Origin of the sequence: Micromonospora sp. NPDC057141, from assembly GCF_042670805.1 — a bacterium.
Taxonomy (GTDB): Bacteria; Actinomycetota; Actinomycetes; order Mycobacteriales; family Micromonosporaceae; genus Micromonospora.
The window spans coordinates 107,383-127,143 of sequence record NZ_JBHUVA010000004.1 but is presented as its reverse complement, the minus strand read 5'-3'; the positions used below and the strand labels follow the sequence as shown (position 1 = coordinate 127,143).

Sequence of the window (19,761 nt, the reverse complement as noted above, 5' to 3'; positions counted from 1 at the left end):
TGGGAAGGAGGGGCCCCTTGTTAACGCCTACGGTAGAGAAGGGTTCCCCTCTCACCGCCTCCTGAGCCGGCCGCGCCTTCGTGAGGTTGTCCGACCGGTGTTCCATACGGTGTGTGATGCGGATCTGGAGTTGCGCGGTGCGGCGGTGGGCGGGGCGCGCGGTTAGCCTGGCCGGATGGGCGGGTGTGTGTTCTGCGGGATCGTGGCCGGCGACGTCCCGGCGTTCCGGGTCGCCGACACCCCGCAGGGGGTGGCGTTCCTCGACACCCGGCCCGTGTTCAAGGGCCATGTACTGGTGGTGCCGCGCGCCCACCTGGTGACCCTGGCCGACCTGCCGGCGGGCGACCTGCCCGGCTACTTCGGGCTGGTGCAGCGGGTCGCCGTGGCCGTCGAGACGGGACTGGGGGCCGGCGGCACGTTCGTGGCGACGAACAACCGGGTGTCCCAGTCGGTGCCGCACCTGCACACCCACGTGGTGCCGAGGACGAAGGGCGATGGCCTGCGCGGGTTCTTCTGGCCCCGCACCCGCTACACCGACGACGCCGAGGCCGGGTCGTACGCCGCCCGGGTGGCCGCTGCCCTGGCCGACCACTGACGGGAGCGGGCCCGCCACGCCGTCAGCCGACGCCGGGCCGCGGCCCGTCAGTGGTCGCGTGCGGGGCCCGGCGACAGAGCCCGTCAGCCGGCGCGGCGGCGACGGAGGCCGGTGAACAGGAGTGCACCCCCGACGAGGCAGAGCAGCAGCCCGCCACCGCCGCCGTAGCGCACGTATTCCGAGCGCAGCAGGCCCGGCGACTCGGCGCGCTTCAGGGCGCAGGCGGTCAGCCCCGTCGACGCGTACCGGGTCACGGCGTGGTCGTCCACCCGTGGCCGGGCGGCGTCGCCCTGCGGCGTGGAGAGGGTCACCCAGCCGATCGTCACCGGGCCCTGTTCGACGCTGGTACGCAGGTCCGCCTTCTGCGCCTCGCCGCCGGCGCCTGCTCGCGGCAGGTCGATGCGGCAGCGCTCCACGGTGTCCCCGCGCACGCAGGCCGCGCCGATGGTGGTCTCCGCGCCGGAGTCGGGCAGCACCGCCCGCAGGCCCTCCTCGCGGCACAGCGCTACCGCCGGCGGCTGCCCTCCGGTGCCGGTGGCCGTGGGCGTGACCGTGGGACTGGACGTCGGCGGCTGCGGCGAGCCCGGGGGCGAGGGCGGATACGGCGGGTAGGGCTGGGGGGTGGCGACGGCGACCGACGCCGTGGGCCCGGCCGGCGGGAGGAGGCCGAGGGCCGCGGGTGCCGCCAGTCCGAGCGCCAACGACAGCGCCAGCCCGAGGCGGGGACCCGCGAGTGGCCTTCCGCGTCGACCGGCGCGCACCGTCCTTCCGATGGCCGTTTCCATCAGGCACCTCCACGTCTCCACAGCACGCGCGGGTGAAACCCTACGAAAAGCCTGACGAGCAGCATGAAGAACGGTTACTGCGCAAGACCGGAGAATGCCGTCATCTGCGAGGAAACCCGGCGGCTCCGGCGTACGCGCCTGATCATTCGACCGGCGGGTAAGGAACGGGGGCCCGGCGGTGTTGCACGCGGGGAGAGGTACGAGAGGAGTTCCACCGTGTTCCTTCGCCGCATGAAGTCCGAGCTGCCCACCCCCGACCGGGCCCTGCCCGGCCGCCCGATCGCGATGCCGATCGGCGACCGCCACGAGGTGCTCGGCTCCTCGCTGAAGGGGCCCTTCCCTGCGGGCGCGCAGGTCGCCGTCTTCGGGATGGGCTGCTTCTGGGGCGCCGAGCGGCTGTTCTGGACCCTGCCCGGCGTGCTCACCACCTCCGTCGGCTACGCGGGCGGGATCACCCCGAACCCGACGTACGAGGAGGTCTGCTCGGGCATGACCGGGCACACCGAGGTCGTCCAGGTCGTCTACGACCCCACGACCATCAGCTACGAGGACCTGCTGAAGGTGTTCTGGGAGAACCACGATCCGACCCAGGGCATGCGCCAGGGCAACGACGTGGGCACCCAGTACCGGTCGGCGATCTATGCCAGCACCGACGAGCAGCTCGCCACCGCCACCGCGTCGCGGGACGCGTTCGCGCCGATCGTGGCGCGGGCCGGCAAGGGTGAGATCACCACGGAGATCGACCGGCTCGGCGACTACTACTTCGCCGAGGACCATCACCAGCAGTACCTCGCGCCCACGAAGAATCCGGGAGGGTATTGCAACCACGGCCCGAACGGCATGACCTGCCCCGTAGGTGTCGCGAAGACCAGCTAGCCACCGCAGGCCACCGGGCTTACGGCCCGGTGGCCTCGGGCCCGGAATTCTGTACAGACTTCGCGCCAGAATCTGGCTATGCTTCGAGCATGACTGCCGTGCCGTTCACTGAGGCCCGCAACCGCCTTTCGGAACTCATCGACGAGGTGGCCTCGACCCATGAGCGGATAGAGATCACCAGGCACGGCCACGCCGCCGCTGTGCTCATTTCCGCCGACGACCTCGCCGCGTTGGAAGAGACCCTGGAGGTTCTCTCCAGCGCCGAGGCCATGCGGCAACTTGGCGAATCCAAGGCCGCCGTCGAAGCCGGTGACGTCCTCGACGCCGACGAACTCGCGGCGCTGATGGCGAAGCGATCAAAGCAGGCAAGGTGACCGGTCCGGACCCCGGCCGCTACCGACTTCAGGTCACCGGCCCGGCCGCACGCGCCTTGGCCGGACGGCTACCAGAGAAGATCTACGCGGCCGTCTACGAGTTCATCACCACCGCCCTCCTCGACAACCCGCATCGCGTCGGCAAACGACTCCTTCTGCCGCCGTTCGAAGGCACCTGGTCGGCCAGGCGCGGCACGTACCGCGTCCTCTACGAGATCGACGGGGACGACCGCGTCGTGACCGTGACGGCCATCGAGCACCGCGCCGACGCTTACCGGTCGCGTTGATTCAAGGCGGGAATCAGTAGTGCATCGTTCGCCAGGATCGAAGAACCCGGACGGGTACTGCAACCACGGGCCGAACGGGCTGAGCTGCCCGGTCGGCGTGGCCCGGGCCGTCGCCTTTCACACGGGGCGGAGCACGACGGTCCAGGTGGTCGTGGTGGTGCTGGCCGCCGCGGCGGTCGCGCTGAGGCCGCCGTACGCGCCGGTCGGCACCGATGCGCCCGAGTCGGCGAGCAGCCCGGTGACCCGTCCCCCGCCGGTCTGCGAGCTGTTGCTGCGCACCTGCACCCCGGGCGGCGGGGTCAGCGCGGTCGACGTGGCGTCGCCGTGCAGCCAGTACGACACGCCCCACCCGCGTTCGGCGGCGACCTGGGCGGTCGGGGTGACCCGGGTGGCGGAGCTGGCCGGGTCGGTGGCGCGGGCGAACGCGGCCAGCGGGGCGGCCGGGTCGGTGCCCCGGTACGCGGCGACGACCAGGTTCCCCTTCGACTGGCTGCCGAGGGTGATCCGCAGGGTCGTGCCGGCGTCGCCGGGAGCGGCGACCTTCCACCAGGCGGTGGTGGTGGCGTAGCCCCCGTCGAGGCGGTCCAGTCGCGTCCAGCCGGTGACCCCGGTGGGCTCCCCGGTGGCGGCGTGGGTGTTCTGGCTGAGGAACAGCAGCAGGGTGTCCCCCGGCTGGACCCCGGCGGGCACGGCGACGGAGTGGTTGGTGACGTTCGCGTTGGCGGTGGCCTGGCCGACGTACGAGATCAGCTCCGGCAGCGGCGCGACGGTGACGTCCCGGGTGGCGGTGCCGGTGGCACCCCGGTCGTCGGTCACGGTGACCGCCACGCGGTAGGTGCCGGCCTGCGCGTACGTGTGGGTGGTGGTGGGGACGCTGGCGGTGCCGGCGCCCGCGCCGTCGCCGAAGTCCCAGGCGTGGTCCTGGACCGCGCCGTCGGCGTCGGTGGAACCGGCGGCGGAGAACGCGCACACCAGCCCGGAGCAGGACGCCGCGAGGTCGGCGCGCGGCGGGGTGTTGGCGGCACCGCCGGAGCCCTTGACCAGGCGGATCCAGTCGATGTCCCCGGCGAAGTAGTCGCAGGTGACCTTCACCCCGTCGCAGGAGCTCTTGCCACCGATCGCGAACTGCCAGTTGTTGGCGATCGTCCCGGTGGGGCCGGTGAGCCGGCTGGTACGGACGCCGTCGACGTACATCTCGACGTAGCTGGCGGTGCGGTTGCAGGTGACGGTGTGCCACCGCCCGTCCGCGATGGACGTGCCCGTGTAGCCGGTGCGCGTCGCCCCGTCGCCGCCCCGGAACATGCACCGGGGCTTGCCCTCGGGCGCCTCGAACTTCCAGTAGCCGCCGGCCGTGCCGCCCTGCCCCTTCTGCATGATGTTGCCGAAGGAGCGCGTGGTCCGGTAACGGATCGAGACCGAGAAGTCGCCGCCCTCGGGGTTGAGGTCGTTGCTCGCCGGCACCACGTTCACGTGCCCCGGCACGTACTCCTTGTCGACGGGGTTGTGGTAGGCGAAGCGGTGGGCGGTCGCGCCGTCGTAGCGCACCCCGGCCGCCACCTCGGCGCCGACGCCGCCGTGCCGGCCGTTGCCGCTGCTGTCGGTGAGCACAGTGGCGCCCGCCGGCTCGTCCATGCTCCAGAAGGCCACGGTGCGGGTGGCGACGGCCTGCGCCGGGGCGACCCCGGCCAGCACCCCGGCCGCCGCGAGGGCCGCCGCCAGGGCCAGCCGGCCGGCGGTACGCACGCCACGTCCCGTCCGCACGCCTGTCCGTCGCGTCGCGCGCATGATCATCGCCTCCTCGTGGGCCCGCCCTCACCCTGGCACGGTGACGTTCGGCGCTGAATGCCCCGTCCGGGGGGAGTTCGGGCCACCGGCGGTGGGTGGGGCGCGACCGTCCGGCCGGGTACGGTCGACCGTGGGCCCGGCGGCGTCGCACCGATGCGGGGTTTCTCACAACCGGCCGGGTGGGCCGGGTGGGCAGCTGAGCGGGCGGCCGGTGGGTCCTGATGGCATAGCCCGCGGGCGGCGGCGCACCGTGGCGCGAGGGCACGCATTTTAGCAAGCACGTAACGCCGACGACATCGTCTCACCCGGCGAACGGCGCTCACCTCTGGCAGCATTGGCTGGCATGTGCGGACTGGCTGGGGAGTTCCGCCGTGACGGCTCGCGGGCCGACGTCGCGGCGGTGGAACGCATGGCGGCCACGATGAGCGACCGGGGCCCCGACGACAGCGGCGTGTGGTCCCAGGGGGCGACCGCCCTCGGCCACCGCCGCCTCAAGATCATCGACCTGTCGGCGGCCAGCGGGCAGCCGCTTGTCGACCCGGCGTCGGGGCTGACCGGCGTCTTCAACGGCTGCGTCTACAACTACCGGGAGCTGCGCGAACAACTCCAGGCCCGGGGGCACCGCTTCTTCTCCTCCGGCGACAGCGAGGTGGTCGTCAAGGCGTACGCCGAGTGGGGGCTCGACTTCGTCGACCACCTGGTCGGGATGTTCGCCGTGGCGATCAGCGAGCGGGACACCGGCCGCCTCGTGCTGGCCCGCGACCGGCTCGGCATCAAGCCGCTGTACGTCGCCGAGTCCCCGGGCGTGGTGCGCTTCGCCAGCACCCTGCCGGCGCTGCTGGCCGGCGGCGGCGTCGACACCACCATCGACGGAGTGGCGCTGGCCCACTACCTGAGCTTCCACAGCATCGTGCCGCCGCCGCGCACCATCCTGCGCGGGGTCGCCAAGCTGCCCCCGGCCACCGTCCGGGTCTACGAGGCGGACGGCACCACCCGCGAGCGGGTCTACTGGGACCCGGCGTTCACCCGGCGCGAGGAGCGGGCCGGCTGGTCCGCCCGCGACTGGGAGGACGCCCTGCTGGAGTCGCTGACCACGGCGGTGCGTCGCCGGATGGTCGCCGACGTCCCCGTCGGCGTGCTGCTCTCCGGCGGGCTGGACTCCAGCCTGGTCGTCGCCCTGCTCGCCGGGCAGGGGCAGCGCGGCCTGTCGACGTTCTCCATCGGCTTCGACGCCGTCGGCGGCCGGGAGGGCGACGAGTTCGTCTACTCCGACCTGGTGGCGAAGACGTTCGACACCGACCACCACCAGATCCGGGTGGCCGCCCGGGACCTGCTGCCCCCGCTGGAGGCGGCGGTGGCGGCGATGAGCGAGCCGATGGTCAGCCACGACTGCGTGGCGTTCTGGCTGCTCAGCCAGGAGGTGTCCAGGCACGTCAAGGTGGTCCAGTCCGGCCAGGGCGCGGACGAGATCCTGGGCGGCTACCACTGGTACCCGCCGCTGGCCGGCGTCGACCGGGAGCGGGCCGTCGAGACGTACGCGAAGGCGTTCTTCGACCGGGACGCGGCCGGCCTGGCCCGGGTGCTGGACCCGGCGTGGCTGGCCGACGGCGACCCGGCGCGGGAGTTCGTGGCCGCCCACCTGGCCCGGCCCGGCGCGCACACCGCCGTCGACGCCGGCCTGCGGATCGACACCCAGGTCATGCTGACCGACGACCCGGTGAAGCGGGTCGACAACATGACGATGGCGCACGGGTTGGAGGCCCGGGTGCCGTTCCTCGACCACGAGTTCGTGGAGCTGGCCGCGAGCTGCCCGCCGGAGCTGAAGCTGGCCCAGGGCGGCAAGGGCGTGCTCAAGGAGATCGGCCGCCGGGTCCTGCCGCACGAGGTCATCGACCGGCCGAAGGGCTACTTCCCCGTGCCGGGCCTCACCCACCTCGAGGGCAAGCTCCTCGACCGGGTACGCGACGCGCTGCACGCGCCCGCGGCCCGTCGCCGCAACCTGTTCCGCACCGAGTACGTCGACGCGCTGCTGACCGCCCCGAACGCCGAACTCACTCCGCTGAACGGAAACAAGCTGTGGCAACTGGGACTCCTGGAAATGTGGCTCCAGAGCCACGGAATCGACTGACCGTGAGCGACACCCTGGCGACCGGGACGGCGCGGACCGACCGGGAACGGGTGCTGGGTCGCCGCCGCGAGCGGGTGGGGCCGGGCGGCGACCCGATCGCGCCAGCCCCGGGCCCGTCGGACGCGCCGGACACCTCGGACGCCCCGGACGCGGGGGCCGGGCGGGACGGGCCGCCCGCCGGTGACGGCGTGGTGCTCGACTGCGGCTGGGGGCGGCTGGTGTTCGGCCAGACGTTCACCGAGCAGGCCGCTGTCGCGGCGGTGCTGCGCTCGGAGGCGGCCGGGGCCCGGGACATCTGCATCTACCTGCGCGACCCGCACGTGCTGGTGTCCCGGCTGCCCGACGAGTTGTTCATCGACCCGTCGCTGACGTACCGGCTGCGGCTGCCCGCGCCGCCGGCCGGCAGGACGGACGCCGGGGAGCGCGACGGGCCGCCCGGGCTGCGGATCCGGACGCTGCGCGACGCCGACGACGCGGACGCGGTGAACCGGATCTACGCCCGCAACGGCATGGTCACCGCCCCGGTCGACGTGCTGGTCGACAACGCCCGCACCGACCGGTTCCTGCACCTGGTCGCCGAGGACGCCACCGGGGACGTGGTCGGCACGATCACCGGCGTGGACCACGTGGCCGTCTTCGCCGCCCCGGACAACGGGGCCAGCCTGTGGTGCCTGACCGTGGACTTCAACACCGCGCCGCCCGGCACCGGCCAGGCGCTGCTGACCGAGCTGGCGGCCCGGCTCACCGCGCGCGGGCGGGCGTTCGTCGACCTGTCGGTGCTGGCCGAGAACACCGGGGCGATCCGGCTGTACGAGCGGCTCGGCTTCTACCGCACCGCCACGCTCTGCGTGAAGCGGAAGAACCCGATCAACGAGCGGCTGTTCCTGCCGGCCGCCCCGAAGGGATACCACGGGCTCAACCCGTACGCGAGGATCGTCGCGGACGAGGCGATGCGCCGGGGCATCCGGGTGGAGGTCACCGACCCGCAGTGGGGCGAGCTGCGGCTGAGCAACGGAGGCCGGACGATCGTCACCCGGGAGTCGCTGTCCGAGCTGACCTCGGCGGTGGCGATGAGCCGGTGCGACGACAAGCGGGTCACCCGGCGCATCCTCACCGAGGCGGGCCTGTCGGTGCCGCGTGGGCGGACCGCCACCGACGCCGAGGCCGACGCCGCGTTCCTGGCCGAGGTGGGCCGGGTGGTGGTGAAGCCGGCACGCGGCGAGCAGGGCAACGGCATCACCGTCGGCGTACGCGCGCCGCAGGCGCTCACCGCCGCCGTGGCGCTGGCCCGGAGCTTCTGCCCGGACGTGCTGATCGAGCAGCTGCACGACGGCGAGGACCTGCGGGTGATCGTCATCGACCACGAGGTCGTCGCCGCCGCCGTCCGCCGGCCCGCCCAGGTCACCGGCGACGGGGTGCACGACATCGCCGAGCTGATCGAGCGGCAGAGCCGCCGACGGGCCGCCGCCACCGGGGGCGAGTCGCGCATCCCCGTCGACGACATGACCCGGGAGGTCGTCGCCGAGGCCGGCTACGAGCTGCACGACGTGCTGCCCGAGGGGACGGTGCTGGCGGTGCGCCGCACCGCGAACCTGCACACCGGCGGGACGATCCACGACGTGACCGGCGAGCTGCACCCGGACATCGCCGAGGCGTGCGTGGCGGCCAGCCGGGCGTTGGACATCCCGGTCACCGGGCTGGACCTGCTGGTCGGCGCCCCGGGCCGGCCGGAGCACGTGTTCATCGAGGCCAACGAGCGGCCCGGCCTGGCCAACCACGAGCCGCAGCCCACCGCCGAACGCTTCGTCGACCTCCTCTTCCCCGGCACGCGGGCACCGCAACGCCTCTGGACACCGGCGGGTGCGGCAAGCTCTCAGGCATGACCGCACGCAGACCCGTCCCGCTGAAGATCGACCTGGACTACCTCCGCCAGGTGCTGGTGGAGCTGCTGGAGATCCCGAGCCCGTCGGGGCGCACCGACCACGTGCAGCAGTACGTGGGCGAGCGCCTCTCCGCGCTCGGGATCTCCTCCACGCTGACCCGGCGCGGCGCGCTCAGCGCCTGCCTGCCGGGGCCCCGCCAGACCGGGGCGGACCGGGCGATCGTGGTGCACACCGACACCATCGGCGGCATGGTGAAGCGGCTCAAGGAGAACGGCCGGCTGGAGCTGATGCAGGTCGGCACGCACAGCGCCCGGTTCGCCGAGGGCGCGCACGTGCGGATCTTCACCGACGACCTGGACCGGGTGGTCACCGGCCAGGTGCTGCCGCTGAAGGCCAGCGGCCACCGCTACAACGAGGACGTCGACCTCCAGGGGGTCGGCTGGGAGCAGGTCGAGGTCCGGGTCGACGAGCCCGTCGCCGACGAGGCCGGGCTGCGGGCGCTCGGCATCGACGTCGGGGACTTCGTGGCGTTCCTGCCCAACCCGACGGTCACCCCCAGCGGATATGTCAAGTCGCGGCACCTGGACGACAAGGCCGGGGTCGCGGCGGTGCTCACCGCGTTCAAGGCGCTGGTCGACGCGGGCGTCACCCCGGCGGTGACCGCGCACCTGCTGGTGACGGTCACCGAGGAGATCGGGCACGGGGCCAGCCACGGCCTCGACCCGGACGTCGCCGAGATCGTCTCCGTGGACGCCGCGGTGGTCGCCCCAGGGCAGCAGTCCCGGGAAAATGCGGCCACCCTGGCCATGGGCGACGGGGTGGGCCCGTTCGACTACCACCTGACCCGCAACCTCGCCTCGATCGCCCGCGAGCACGGGGTGGACCTGGTCCGCGACGTCTTCGAGTTCTACCGCTCGGACGTGGCGGCGGCGGTGGAGGCGGGCGCGCACGCCCGGGTGGCGCTGCTCGGCTTCGGGGTGGACGCCACCCACGGCCACGAGCGCACCCACCTCGACGGGCTGGGCCACCTCACCCAACTGCTCTGCCTCTATCTCCAGAGCGACCTGGTGTTCCCCGAGTGGGACGCCGAGCCGGAGGGCGACCTGGCCGACTTCCCGTCGCTGGCGGTGCAGCCGGCCAGCGCGGAGGGCCCGCGCGAGGGCCCCATCGGCATCGCCGACTGACCGCTCCGGCAGGCCGGTCGGGCCTGCTGCGGCACCGCCGGTCGAGGGCTGCTCCGGCACCGCCGGCCGGCGCCGCTGAGCCGCTGGTCGAAATCCGTTGCCGACGCCCCGGGGATGTGGATAGCGTGGCGGTACACGGGAAAGGAGGTGGTCCAGACTTGTATAGCAATCGGACTCGTGAGGTGGCTGCCCGCTAGCCGCTGTCCTCGACAGTGAGAACCTGCCCGCCGCGAGGCGGGTGCACGATCGTCGAGACCGTGTGGCAGCGGTGCGGCGAAACCACGACAGCCACCCGACCCCCGGGGTGCCGGCCCAGTCCAGCCGGCCCGTGCGCGAGCACGGAAGCCCCGGGGGTCGCTTCATGTACCGCCGGGGAGAACGTCGTGTCCATGCGTGAACTGGTGGTGCTCGGGACGGCCAGCCAGACCCCGACCCGGGCGCGCAACCACAACGGGTACGTGCTGCGCTGGGACGACGAGGTGATCCTCTTCGACCCGGGCGAGGGCAGCCAGCGGCAGCTCCTGCACACCGGCGTCACCGCCACCGACCTCACCCGGATCTGCGTCACCCACTTCCACGGCGACCACTGCCTCGGCCTGCCCGGCACCATCCAGCGGTTCTCGCTCGACCGGGTCCCGCACCCGGTGGCGGTGCACTTCCCGGCCGGCGGGGCCGACTACTTCGCCCGGCTGCGGCACGCCAGCTCCTTCCACGAGACCGCCGAGCTGGCCGTCGAGCCGATCACCGCCGACGGGCAGCGGGTCGCCCTGCGCGGCGGCGGCACGCTGGAGGCCCGCCTGCTGCGGCACCCGATCGAGACGTACGGCTACCGGCTGGTCGAGCCGGACGGCTGCCGGATGCTGCCACAGCGGCTCGCCGCGTACGGGATCGCCGGGCCGGCCGTCGGCGAGCTGCTGCGCGCCGGCCACCTCGACGTCGGCGGACGCCGCGTCACCCGCGACGAGGTGAGCGTGACCCGCCCCGGGCAGCGGTTCGCGTTCGTGATGGACACCGGGCTCTGCGACAACGTGTACGCCCTCGCCGAGCACGCCGACCTGCTGGTCATCGAGTCGACGTTCCTGGCGAGCGAGGCCGCGCTCGCCGCCGAGGTCGGGCACCTCACGGCCGGCCAGGCCGCCCGGGTCGCGGCCGAGTCGGGGGTACGCACGCTGGTGCTCACCCACTTCTCCCAGCGCTACGGCGACGCCCGGCGCTTCGCCGACGAGGCCCGGGAGCACTTCGCCGGTGAGCTGGTCGTCGCCGAGGACCTGACCACCGTGCCCGTCCCGCCCCGGCGGGTACCCTCGGCCGGGTGACGATCACCCTCCGCCACGCCACCGTCGACGACCTGCGTGCCGTGGGGTCGCTGCACCAGCGGTCCCGGGTGGCGGCATACTCGTCGTTCCTGCCGGCCGAGGCCCTCGCCGACCCGACGGCGGAGGCGATGGGGTCGTACTGGGTCGAGCGGTGGGCCTGGGAGCGCGACGACCACCTGATGACCGTCGCCGAGCGCGACGGCCGGCTGGTCGGCTTCAGCTACCTCGGCCCGGACGATGCGGGCGACCCGGCGACGGGGCTGCTCAACGCCATCCACCTCGACCCGGGCGAGCGGGGCCAGGGCACCGGCCGGGCGCTGATGGACGACGCGCTGGCCACCATGCGCGACCGGGGCCGGGCCCGGGCGGTGCTGTGGGTGCTGGAGGGCAACACGCCGGCCCGGCGGTTCTACGAGCGGGGCGGCTGGCAGCCCACCGGCGAGCGCCGGGAGGACCGGATCGGCGCCGCCCGCGCCCCCCAGCTCCGCTACGCCCGTGCTGTGTAAGGAAGGGCCCCCTGCCAACGCATACGGTAGAGAAGGGTCCCCTTCTTGCACAGCCCTCGGCGGGACGGACGCGGGCGCTCACGATCCGTCCTGGTCCGAGTCGACCGCGAAGTTGATCACGCCGAGGTAGCCGTCGCCGTCCTCGACGACCTTCATCAGCATGCTGTCGGCGTAGATCGTGTCGTTGTCGTTGAAGGTGTCCCGCCCGGTGTGCGCGGAGTACGGCGCGGCGGCGTACACCTTGGTGTTGAGGTCCTCGTCGAACATCATCTGGGTGGTGAGCACGCGGTCGTTGTCCACGTGCACCATCGCGTGGATGTGCGTCGTGCGGCCCCGGTACCAGCCCGGCCAGATGGTGGTGAACTCGACGATCCCGTCGGAGTTGGTGACCTGGGCCCCACGCAGGTACCGCTTGTCGTCGGTCGGCGTGAGGTCTGCCGCCGACCCCTCGGAGCCACCGCCCGGGGCCGCGCCGCCGCCCGGTGCGCCGCTCGGCGGGGTCCCGCCCGGGGCCGCGCCGCCGCTCGGCGGGGCACCGCCCGGTGCGCCGCTGGGTGGGGTGCCGCCGCCCGAGGTGCCGCCCTGCGCGCCGCCCGCGCCGGACGACTGCGCCTCCGCGCCCGAGTACAGCCCCTCGGCGTCGCAGTGCCAGATCTCCACGACGGCGTTGGCCAGGGGCCCGCACTGCTCGCTGTCCTGCACCCGGATCGCCACCCGCAGCTGGGTACCCTCCCGGTCCTCCCGGATGTCGCTACGGATCTTGTCCGCGTCGAAGTAGTACGGGCCCTGGGTGGTGCTCGCGGTCAGCGTGCACGTGTTCGCGTCGGCGAAGAGCGCGGCAAGGTCGGCCGACGTGCTGGCGGTGGCCTGCGGGGACACGGTCTCGCCGGTGGACGTGGTGACGGTGCCGTCGTCGCGGCCGCAGGCGGCCAACAGGCCGGCCAGCCCGATCGAGCCGACCCCGGCGATCAGCCGACGGCGGCTGACCCGCTGCCCTTCGTGGTGGTCGAGGTCGTGGCGCATGGGTTCCTCCCGGGACGTCGTACCGGATCAACTGGTCCGGCACCGACGCTAGGCGGGCAGGTCAGGGATCCCCTGTGCCGAGCTTGTGGGCCTGCTGTGGGACAGCGCAGGGTCCCCGCCGGCCGTGGCGGGGGCCCTGCGCCGTGGCTTCGGGTCAGCGCGCGCCGAGGTGGGCGAGCAGGTCCTGCCGGGTGAGCACGCCCTTGGGCTTGCCGTCGACCAGCACCAGCGCCGCGTCGGACTTTTCCAGCAGGGCCACCGCCTCGCTCACCGGCTGGCCGCCGCCGATCATCGGCAGCGGGTCGGCGGTGTGCCGCTCGATGGTGTCGTGCAGGTGCGCCTGGCCGGTGAACAGGGCGTCGAGCAGGTCCTTCTCGGCGACCGAGCCGGCCACCTCGCCGGTGACCACGGGCGGCTCGGCCTTGAGGACCGGAAGCTGGGAGACGCCGTACTCGCGCATGTAGTCGATGGCGTCGCGGACCGTCTCGGTCGGGTGCACGTGCACCAGCTCCGGCAGCCCGCCGGGCTTGCCGGCGAGGGCGTCGGCCACGGTCGGCTCGGTGCCGGAGTTGTCGAGGAAGCCGTAGCGGGCCATCCACGCGTCGTTGAAGATCTTCGACAGGTATCCCTTGCCGCTGTCGGGCAGCAGCACCACGATCACGTCGTCCGGGCCTGCGGCGCGGGCCACCTCCAGGGCGGCGACCACGGCCATCCCGCAGGAGCCGCCGACCAGCAGCCCCTCCTCGCGGGCCAGCCGCCGGGTCATCTCGAACGACGCCTTGTCGGAGACCTCCACGACCTGGTCGGCGATGTCCCGGTCGTACGTGGTGGGCCAGAAGTCCTCGCCGACCCCCTCCACGAGGTAGGGCCGGCCGGTGCCGCCGGAGTAGACCGAACCCTCCGGATCCGCCCCGACGATCTGCACCCGCCCGTCGGAGGCCTCCTTGAGGTAGCGACCGATCCCGGAGATGGTGCCGCCGGTGCCCACCCCGGCCACGAAGTGGGTCAGCTCGCCGCCGGTCTGCTTCCACAGCTCCGGGCCCGTGGTCTCGTAGTGGGAGCGCGGGTTGGCCGGGTTGCTGTACTGGTCGGGCTTCCACGCGCCGGGGATCTCCCGGGCCAGCCGGTCGGAGACGTTGTAGTAGGAGCGCGGGTCCTCCGGCGCGACGGCGGTCGGGCAGACCACCACCTCCGCCCCGTACGCCCGCAGCACGTCCTGCTTGTCCTGGCTGACCTTGTCGGGGCAGACGAACACGCACCGGTAGCCCTTGAGCTGCGCCACCAGGGCCAGGCCGACGCCGGTGTTGCCGCTGGTGGGCTCGACGATCGTGCCGCCGGGCCTGAGGATGCCGGCAGCCTCGGCGTCCTCCACCATGCGCAGCGCGATGCGGTCCTTCACCGAGCCGCCCGGGTTGAGGTATTCCACCTTCGCCAGCACGGTGGCCCGGATGCCCTCGGTCACGTTGCGCAGCCGCACCAGCGGGGTGTTGCCGATCATCTCGACGACGTTGTCGTAGTAGTGCACCTCGTTGTGCCCTTCGTTGCGGCGCCGGCGACGGCGGCCGGGCAGACGTTGATTCGACGCCCAGGGTACGTCCCGTCAGGGCACCACATGGCCCGGGATGACGGAGGCACGGCGGGCCTCCCACTCCAGGAACCGCTCGGTCTCCGCGAGCACCGCACCGGCCAGCCAGGTCACCATCACCGCGTCGTCGGCCAGGCCGAAAACCGCCAGCGGGATCTCCGGGAGCAGATCGATCGGCGAGACGATGTACGCCGTCGCCGCGGTCATCAGGGCCAGCCGCAGGCCGCCGTCGTACTCGCCGCGGGTGGTGGCCCGGATCATCCGGGGCAGCGCCGCCAGCCGGGCCCCCAGCGACGGGCCGCCCCGCGTCCCGGCGGTCAGCGCCCGGGCCAGCGCGGTGAACGCCGCGCCGCGCTTCAGTGTCTTCCCCATCTCCACGCCCCTTCCCGACTCCACAGCGTGCCGTGCCGACGCAAGTGGTACCCGCAACAGTCGGTTCCCAGCCACCAACCGGGCAGTACGACGACAGCGGCGTGTCGTACCGGCGCGATAATGTCGGTGCATGGGGGTCGCTGGGGTCGCTGGTTCCGTCGCACCGGCCGGTCCGCGCGCGCAGCCCGTTCCGCGCCGGCAGCTCGGCCCACGTTGGCAACGCGCCGGGCGGGTGGCCCGCCTCGCGGCGATCGGCACGGGCGCCACCGCCGCGGCCGTCGCCGCGACGACGGGCGTCCTGCTCGGCCAGGCCCGGCAGGCCCGCCGCACCATCCCGATGGCCGAGGCGCCCCCGCCCCGTTGCGACGGCGTCTACGGCGCGAAGCTCCCCGGCCCGCCGCTGACCATGGTCGTCCTCGGCGACTCCTCCGCCGCGGGTTACGGCGTGCACCGCCGCCGGGAGACGCCCGGCTCGCTGCTGGCCACCGGGCTGTCCCGCCGGCTGCACCGGCCGGTCCGGCTGCACCGGTTCGCCGTGGTGGGCGCCATCTCGTCCGGGCTGAAGCCGCAGGTGGAGGCCGCGCTGGAGGTGACGCCCGACGTCGCGGTGATCCTGATCGGCGGCAACGACGTCACCAACCGCACCCCGCCGGCCCTGGCGGTGCGCTATCTGGTCGACGCGGTCCGCGCGCTGCGCGGGGCCGGCTGCGAGGTGGTGGTCGGCACCTGCCCCGACCTCGGGGCCATTCAGCCGATCCAGCCGCCGCTGCGCTGGTTGGCCCGGCGGTGGAGCCGGCAGCTCGCCGCCGCGCAGACGATGGCGGTGGTCGAGGCGGGCGGCTGGACGGTCTCCCTCGGTGACCTGCTCGGGCCCCGGTTCGTCGCCGAGCCGACCCGAATGTTCGCCTGGGACCGGTTCCATCCCTCCGCAGAAGGGTACGCGGTGGCCGCCGCCGCGCTGCTGCCGACGATGCTCTCCGCGCTGGGCGGGGTCCAGGAGCGCCGTCCTGGTCTCGCCCGGGGCGAAAGCGTACGGTCGCTGCCGGAGGCGGCCCAGGAAGCGGCCCGGCACGCCGGCACGGAGGTCAGCGCCACCCAGGTCCGGGGCCTCGACCGCGGGCCGGGCGGGCGGTGGGCGCAACTGCGCCGGCGGGCCTTCTTCGGCGTCGGCGCGGTGCCGCAGGCCGGCCCGGCCGCCGACTCACCCACACTGGAGGGACTGCCATGACCGAGCACGGCGGCAGGAGCGGCGGTGGCGAGCGGGGGCCCGGCGCGGAGTTCGCCGTCCGGTTGGGCAGGGCGGCGGCGGTGTCCCTGATCGCCGGGACGCTCGGCGGCGCGGCCGTCCTGGCCGGCGAGGCGTTCCTGGCCCGCAACCGCCCGTACGCCCAGCCCGAGCTGGGCCTGGCCCTGCGCGCCACGGTCGGCCGGGCCGGTGCGCCGCCGCTGCGGCTGGTCCTGCTCGGCGACTCGTCCGCGCTCGGGGTCGGGGTGGCCCGGCTCGGCGACACCGTCGGCGGGCAGGTGGCGAACCTGCTCGCCGAAGGGCCGGCCGGCCGCCGGGTGCACCTGTCCAGCGTCGGGGTCTCCGGTTCCCGCTCCACCGACCTGGCCACCCAGGTGGCCCGGGCGCTGCTCGGCCCACGCCCCGACGTGGCGGTCGTCCTGATCGGCGCCAACGACGCCACCGCGCTGCGCAGCGCGGCCGAGGCCGGGGCATACCTCGGGTCGGCCGTGCGGCGGCTGCGCGAGGCGAACGTCGAGGTGGTGGTCGGCACCTGCCCGGATCTCGGCGCGGCCCGCGCGATCGCGCCGCCGCTGCGGCAGGTGGTCGGCTGGTCCGGCCGGCGGATCGCCCGCGCGCAGACCGCCGCCGTGCTCGACGCGGGCGGCACGGTGGTCGACCTGGGCACCGAGACCGGCCCGGTGTTCCGGGCCGACGCCGGCGCGTTCTGCCACGACGGCTTCCACCCGTCCGCCGACGGCTACCGGATCTGGGCGCACGCCCTGCTCCCGGCCATCGCCGCCGCCGCGAACGTCGCCTCCCGCCACTGAACGCGCCGGCCCGGCGCAGCAGGGCCGGGGGTGACATTTCCCGCCGGGGGCACTGCTTCCCGGCAAGTTACCGGCAAGTTAACGTTGGTTCATGCCGACTGAGTCGTCCCGCGACGCCGTCATCGTCGCCACCGCCCGCTCCCCCATCGGTCGGGCGCACAAGGGTTCCCTGCGCGACGTCCGCCCCGACGACCTCGCCGCCACCATCGTCCAGGCCGCCCTGGACAAGATCCCCCAGCTCGATCCCACCGAGATCGACGACCTCTACCTCGGGTGTGGCCTGCCCGGCGGCGAGCAGGGCTTCAACATGGCCCGCGTGGTCGCCACCCTGCTGGGCCTCGACGGCCTGCCCGGCGCCACGCTCACCCGCTACTGCGCCTCGTCGCTCCAGACCACCCGGATGGCGATGCACGCCATCCGGGCCGGCGAGGGCGACGTGTTCGTCTCCGCCGGCGTGGAGACCGTCTCCCGGTACGCGCACGGCAACTCCGACGCGCTCCCTGCGGAGGCCCAGGCGCTGGTCGGCGGCGGCTGGGAGAACCCCCGCTTCGCCGCCGCGCGGGAACGCTCGGAGCGGCGCGCCCAGGGCGGCGCGGAGGTCTGGACCGACCCCCGCTCCGCCGGGGAGCTGCCCGACATCTACCTGACCATGGGGCAGACCGCCGAGAACCTGGCCCAGGCGTACGACGTGAGCCGCGCCGACATGGATGCCTTCGGCGTACGCAGCCAGAACCTGGCCGAGAAGGCGATCGCCGACGGCTTCTGGGCCCGGGAGATCACCCCGGTCACCACTCCCGACGGCACCGTGGTCGGCACCGACGACGGCCCCCGTCCCGGGGTGACCCTGGAGGGCGTCGCCGGGCTCAAGCCGGTGTTCCGCCCGGACGGCCGGATCACCGCCGGCAACTGCTGCCCGCTCAACGACGGCGCCGCCGCCGTGGTGATCATGAGCGCCCAGCGGGCCCGGGACCTCGGCCTCACCCCGCTGGCGCGGATCGTCTCCACCGGCGTGACCGCCCTCTCCCCCGAGATCATGGGCCTCGGGCCGGTGGAGGCCTCGAAGCAGGCCCTGCGCCGGGCCGGGATGACCATCGACGACGTCGACCTGGTCGAGATCAACGAGGCGTTCGCCGCCCAGGTCATCCCCTCCTACCGGCAGCTCGGCATCGACGAGGAGAAGCTGAACGTGATGGGCGGGGCGATCGCCGTCGGCCACCCGTTCGGCATGACCGGCGCCCGGATCACCGGCACGCTGCTCAACGCCCTCCAGTGGCACGACAAGAGCATCGGCCTGGAGACCATGTGCGTCGGCGGTGGCCAGGGCATGGCCATGGTCCTCGAACGTCTGAGCTGAGCTCGCGCGGCGCGGGCGATCGGCGCGGGCGATCGGCGCGCAGGCTTCAGAGCGCGGACCGGGTCGCCGTCACCTCGGCGGCGGCCCGGACCAGCGCCCCATCCGGCGGGGTCGCCGCCAGCAGGTCGGCGGCGACCACCCGGAGCTGGTCGGGCAGGGCGAGGTCGTTGTCGAGCCGGGGCACCGCCCGGCGGGGCTGCCCCTCGGCGTCGGCGGCGAGGTTCGCGATCTCCTGCACCAGCCGGTGCACCAGGTCGGCCCGGGGCATGTTGCCGCCCCCGGCGGACGCCGCCCAGCGCGGCTGCTGCCAGTGCCCGACCTGACGGACCAGCAACTCCACCGCCCGGCCCAGTTCCGCTGCGCTCATCGCGCCGAGTCTACGGACGCGCCGGGACCGGCGTACCCCGTGCAGTCACCGCGCACGGGCGGAGTCGGCGGCGGCGCGCGGACGCCGGGTTGGGGTCGCCCGGCCCGGAACGCGACGGCGCCCGCCGCCGCGGAGATCGCGGGGCGGGCGCCGTCGAGGGACGAGGGTCAGTCGTCGCCCTGGAAGTAGCTCAGCAGGCGCAGGATCTCGATGTAGAGCCAGACCAGGCTGACCAGGATGCCGAACGCCGCCGTCCAGGAGTAGCGCTGGGGCAGCCCCATTCGGACGCCTTCCTCGACCTCCGCGAAGCTGAGCACGAAGCTCAGCGAGGCGACCACGATGCAGACCAGGCTGAAACCGATGGCCAGCGGGCTGCCGTCGCGCAGGCCGGTGTTGACGCCGAACAGCGCCAGCACCAGGTTGATCAACATGACCGCGAACAGGCCGACCATCGCCGCGACCATGCCACGGACGAACTTCGGGGTGGCCCGGATGACCCGCGCCTTGTAGAGCATGGCCATCAGGAAGAACACGCCGAAGCTGGCCGCCACGGCCTGGAGGACGATGCCGTCGTAGAGCGAGTTGAACGCCTTGCTCACCATGCCGACGAAGACGCCCTCGACGACGGCGTACGCGATGACCAGCGCCGGGTTCGCCATCCGGGAGAACGAGATGATCAGGCCGAGGACCAGGCCCACGACCGCCGCGCCGATCCAGGCCACGCCGAGCAGCGCGTCCGGGACGAGCACCCAGGCCGCCGCGGCGCTCGCGCCGAGGATGCCCAGCAACATGACGGTCTTGACCACCACGTCGTCGATCGACATCGGCGTCACGGTGGGCGGCGCGGCCGGGTAGCCGGTCGCGCCCGGGTACTGCTGCGGATAGCCGGGCTGCCCGTAGGGCCCGGTCGGGGCGTACCCGGTGGCCCGTTCCCGCTCGGCCGCCTGGCCGAGTCGGGCGAGCACCGGGTTCGAAGTCTTCACTGTCAGGCCTCCCTCAGGGGGTCGTCGCACGTGAACGTGCTCTTCCAGGGTAGACGCACCACGCGACGCCGTGGTGATCATCGAGCGGAGCAGGAGCTGTGAAGAAGCTGAGAGCCCGCCGGGACGCCCTCGTCGTCACCGTGCTGCGCGTGCCCGGGGCGGGGGTCGAACCCGCACGCCTTTCGGCAGCCGCTTTTAAGGCGGCCGTGTCTGCCGTTCCACCACCCGGGCTGGGCGGCCCCGCGCGTCGCACGCGCCGGTGCAGTGTCACCGTAGCGGTTCCGCGACGACCCGGCGTACCCC

General features: G+C 73.6%; 19 protein-coding genes, 1 tRNA gene and 1 pseudogene. 13 read left to right on the top strand and 8 right to left on the bottom strand.

All coding sequences use genetic code 11. The features are described from left to right. Positions 1–175 precede the first annotated feature (175 nt). On the top strand, positions 176–595 hold the full coding sequence (locus ACFT41_RS05175; protein WP_377584361.1) for an HIT family protein: 420 nt from the start codon (positions 176–178) through the stop codon (positions 593–595). 83 nt (positions 596–678) lie between these two features. Here ACFT41_RS05175 and ACFT41_RS05170 read toward each other — a convergent pair whose 3' ends face one another. Beyond that, the gene (locus ACFT41_RS05170; RefSeq protein WP_377584363.1) at positions 679–1,380 is read right to left on the bottom strand and encodes a hypothetical protein; all 702 of its coding nucleotides are present in this window, start codon (positions 1,378–1,380) and stop codon (positions 679–681) included. A 216-nt stretch (positions 1,381–1,596) separates the two neighbouring features. Here ACFT41_RS05170 and msrA point away from each other — a divergent pair, with 216 nt between their 5' ends. The 4 genes and pseudogenes from msrA to ACFT41_RS05150 form a co-directional block, all read left to right on the top strand. After that, on the top strand, positions 1,597–2,256 hold the full coding sequence (msrA, locus tag ACFT41_RS05165) for a peptide-methionine (S)-S-oxide reductase MsrA (RefSeq protein ID WP_377584366.1): 660 nt from the start codon (positions 1,597–1,599) through the stop codon (positions 2,254–2,256). A gap of 89 nt (positions 2,257–2,345) precedes the next feature. Beyond that, complete coding sequence (locus ACFT41_RS05160; RefSeq protein WP_278092297.1) at positions 2,346–2,630, top strand: type II toxin-antitoxin system Phd/YefM family antitoxin; 285 nt, start codon at positions 2,346–2,348, stop codon at positions 2,628–2,630. After that, a complete protein-coding gene (locus tag ACFT41_RS05155) occupies positions 2,627–2,917 on the top strand; it encodes a type II toxin-antitoxin system RelE/ParE family toxin (protein WP_377584369.1) in 291 nt (96 codons plus the stop codon). The genes ACFT41_RS05160 and ACFT41_RS05155 overlap by 4 nt, the downstream gene beginning before the upstream one ends. Before the next feature lie 37 nt (positions 2,918–2,954). Further along, positions 2,955–3,023 (top strand): annotated as a pseudogene (locus ACFT41_RS05150) (peptide-methionine (S)-S-oxide reductase); the annotation flags it as partial. Between the two features lie 11 nt (positions 3,024–3,034). Here the strand turns inward: ACFT41_RS05150 and ACFT41_RS05145 are convergent. Beyond that, positions 3,035–4,660: a PKD domain-containing protein gene (locus tag ACFT41_RS05145; RefSeq protein WP_377613748.1), complete on the bottom strand. Its 1,626-nt coding sequence runs from the start codon at positions 4,658–4,660 to the stop codon at positions 3,035–3,037. Between the two features lie 385 nt (positions 4,661–5,045). Here ACFT41_RS05145 and ACFT41_RS05140 point away from each other — a divergent pair, with 385 nt between their 5' ends. From ACFT41_RS05140 to ACFT41_RS05120, 5 genes are all read left to right on the top strand, one after another. Next, a complete protein-coding gene (locus ACFT41_RS05140) occupies positions 5,046–6,830 on the top strand; it encodes an N-acetylglutaminylglutamine amidotransferase (RefSeq protein ID WP_377584374.1) in 1,785 nt (594 codons plus the stop codon). A 2-nt stretch (positions 6,831–6,832) separates the two neighbouring features. Then, entirely contained in the window at positions 6,833–8,713 is a 1,881-nt protein-coding gene (gene ngg / locus ACFT41_RS05135; protein WP_377584377.1) for an N-acetylglutaminylglutamine synthetase, read from the top strand. Then, positions 8,710–9,897: an osmoprotectant NAGGN system M42 family peptidase gene (locus tag ACFT41_RS05130; protein ID WP_377584379.1), complete on the top strand. Its 1,188-nt coding sequence runs from the start codon at positions 8,710–8,712 to the stop codon at positions 9,895–9,897. The genes ngg and ACFT41_RS05130 overlap by 4 nt, the downstream gene beginning before the upstream one ends. Positions 9,898–10,280: 383 nt before the next feature. Then, positions 10,281–11,213 (top strand): ribonuclease Z, encoded by a 933-nt coding sequence (locus ACFT41_RS05125; RefSeq protein WP_377584382.1) that lies wholly within the window; start codon positions 10,281–10,283, stop codon positions 11,211–11,213. After that, positions 11,210–11,719 carry a GNAT family N-acetyltransferase gene (locus tag ACFT41_RS05120; protein ID WP_377584385.1) on the top strand — a complete coding sequence of 170 codons (510 nt, stop codon included), beginning with the start codon at positions 11,210–11,212 and terminating at the stop codon, positions 11,717–11,719. The genes ACFT41_RS05125 and ACFT41_RS05120 overlap by 4 nt, the downstream gene beginning before the upstream one ends. Positions 11,720–11,797: 78 nt before the next feature. Here ACFT41_RS05120 and ACFT41_RS05115 read toward each other — a convergent pair whose 3' ends face one another. The 3 genes from ACFT41_RS05115 to ACFT41_RS05105 form a co-directional block, all read right to left on the bottom strand. Continuing rightward, entirely contained in the window at positions 11,798–12,742 is a 945-nt protein-coding gene (locus ACFT41_RS05115) for a hypothetical protein (protein WP_377584388.1), read from the bottom strand. Between the two features lie 154 nt (positions 12,743–12,896). Continuing rightward, positions 12,897–14,267, bottom strand: coding sequence for a cystathionine beta-synthase (locus ACFT41_RS05110; RefSeq protein WP_377584390.1), 1,371 nt, complete (start codon positions 14,265–14,267; stop codon positions 12,897–12,899). A gap of 75 nt (positions 14,268–14,342) precedes the next feature. Beyond that, positions 14,343–14,699 carry a YkvA family protein gene (locus ACFT41_RS05105; protein WP_377584393.1) on the bottom strand — a complete coding sequence of 119 codons (357 nt, stop codon included), beginning with the start codon at positions 14,697–14,699 and terminating at the stop codon, positions 14,343–14,345. A 130-nt stretch (positions 14,700–14,829) separates the two neighbouring features. Between ACFT41_RS05105 and ACFT41_RS05100 the strand changes: the two genes are divergently transcribed. The 3 genes from ACFT41_RS05100 to ACFT41_RS05090 all read left to right on the top strand — a co-directional run bounded on the left by ACFT41_RS05100 (position 14,830) and on the right by ACFT41_RS05090 (position 18,108). Continuing rightward, positions 14,830–15,927: an SGNH/GDSL hydrolase family protein gene (locus tag ACFT41_RS05100; RefSeq protein ID WP_377584396.1), complete on the top strand. Its 1,098-nt coding sequence runs from the start codon at positions 14,830–14,832 to the stop codon at positions 15,925–15,927. Beyond that, positions 15,924–16,754, top strand: coding sequence for an SGNH/GDSL hydrolase family protein (locus ACFT41_RS05095; RefSeq protein ID WP_377584398.1), 831 nt, complete (start codon positions 15,924–15,926; stop codon positions 16,752–16,754). Before ACFT41_RS05100 ends, ACFT41_RS05095 begins: the two co-directional genes overlap by 4 nt. Positions 16,755–16,845: 91 nt before the next feature. Continuing rightward, a complete protein-coding gene (locus ACFT41_RS05090) occupies positions 16,846–18,108 on the top strand; it encodes an acetyl-CoA C-acetyltransferase (protein WP_377584401.1) in 1,263 nt (420 codons plus the stop codon). A gap of 46 nt (positions 18,109–18,154) precedes the next feature. Here the strand turns inward: ACFT41_RS05090 and ACFT41_RS05085 are convergent, their stop codons facing one another. From ACFT41_RS05085 to ACFT41_RS05075, 3 genes are all read right to left on the bottom strand, one after another. Continuing rightward, the gene (locus ACFT41_RS05085; RefSeq protein ID WP_377584403.1) at positions 18,155–18,475 is read right to left on the bottom strand and encodes a hypothetical protein; all 321 of its coding nucleotides are present in this window, start codon (positions 18,473–18,475) and stop codon (positions 18,155–18,157) included. 167 nt (positions 18,476–18,642) lie between these two features. Continuing rightward, positions 18,643–19,458, bottom strand: coding sequence for a Bax inhibitor-1/YccA family protein (locus ACFT41_RS05080; protein WP_377582550.1), 816 nt, complete (start codon positions 19,456–19,458; stop codon positions 18,643–18,645). 150 nt (positions 19,459–19,608) lie between these two features. After that, positions 19,609–19,689 (bottom strand) — tRNA-Leu (locus ACFT41_RS05075). Positions 19,690–19,761 lie beyond the last annotated feature (72 nt).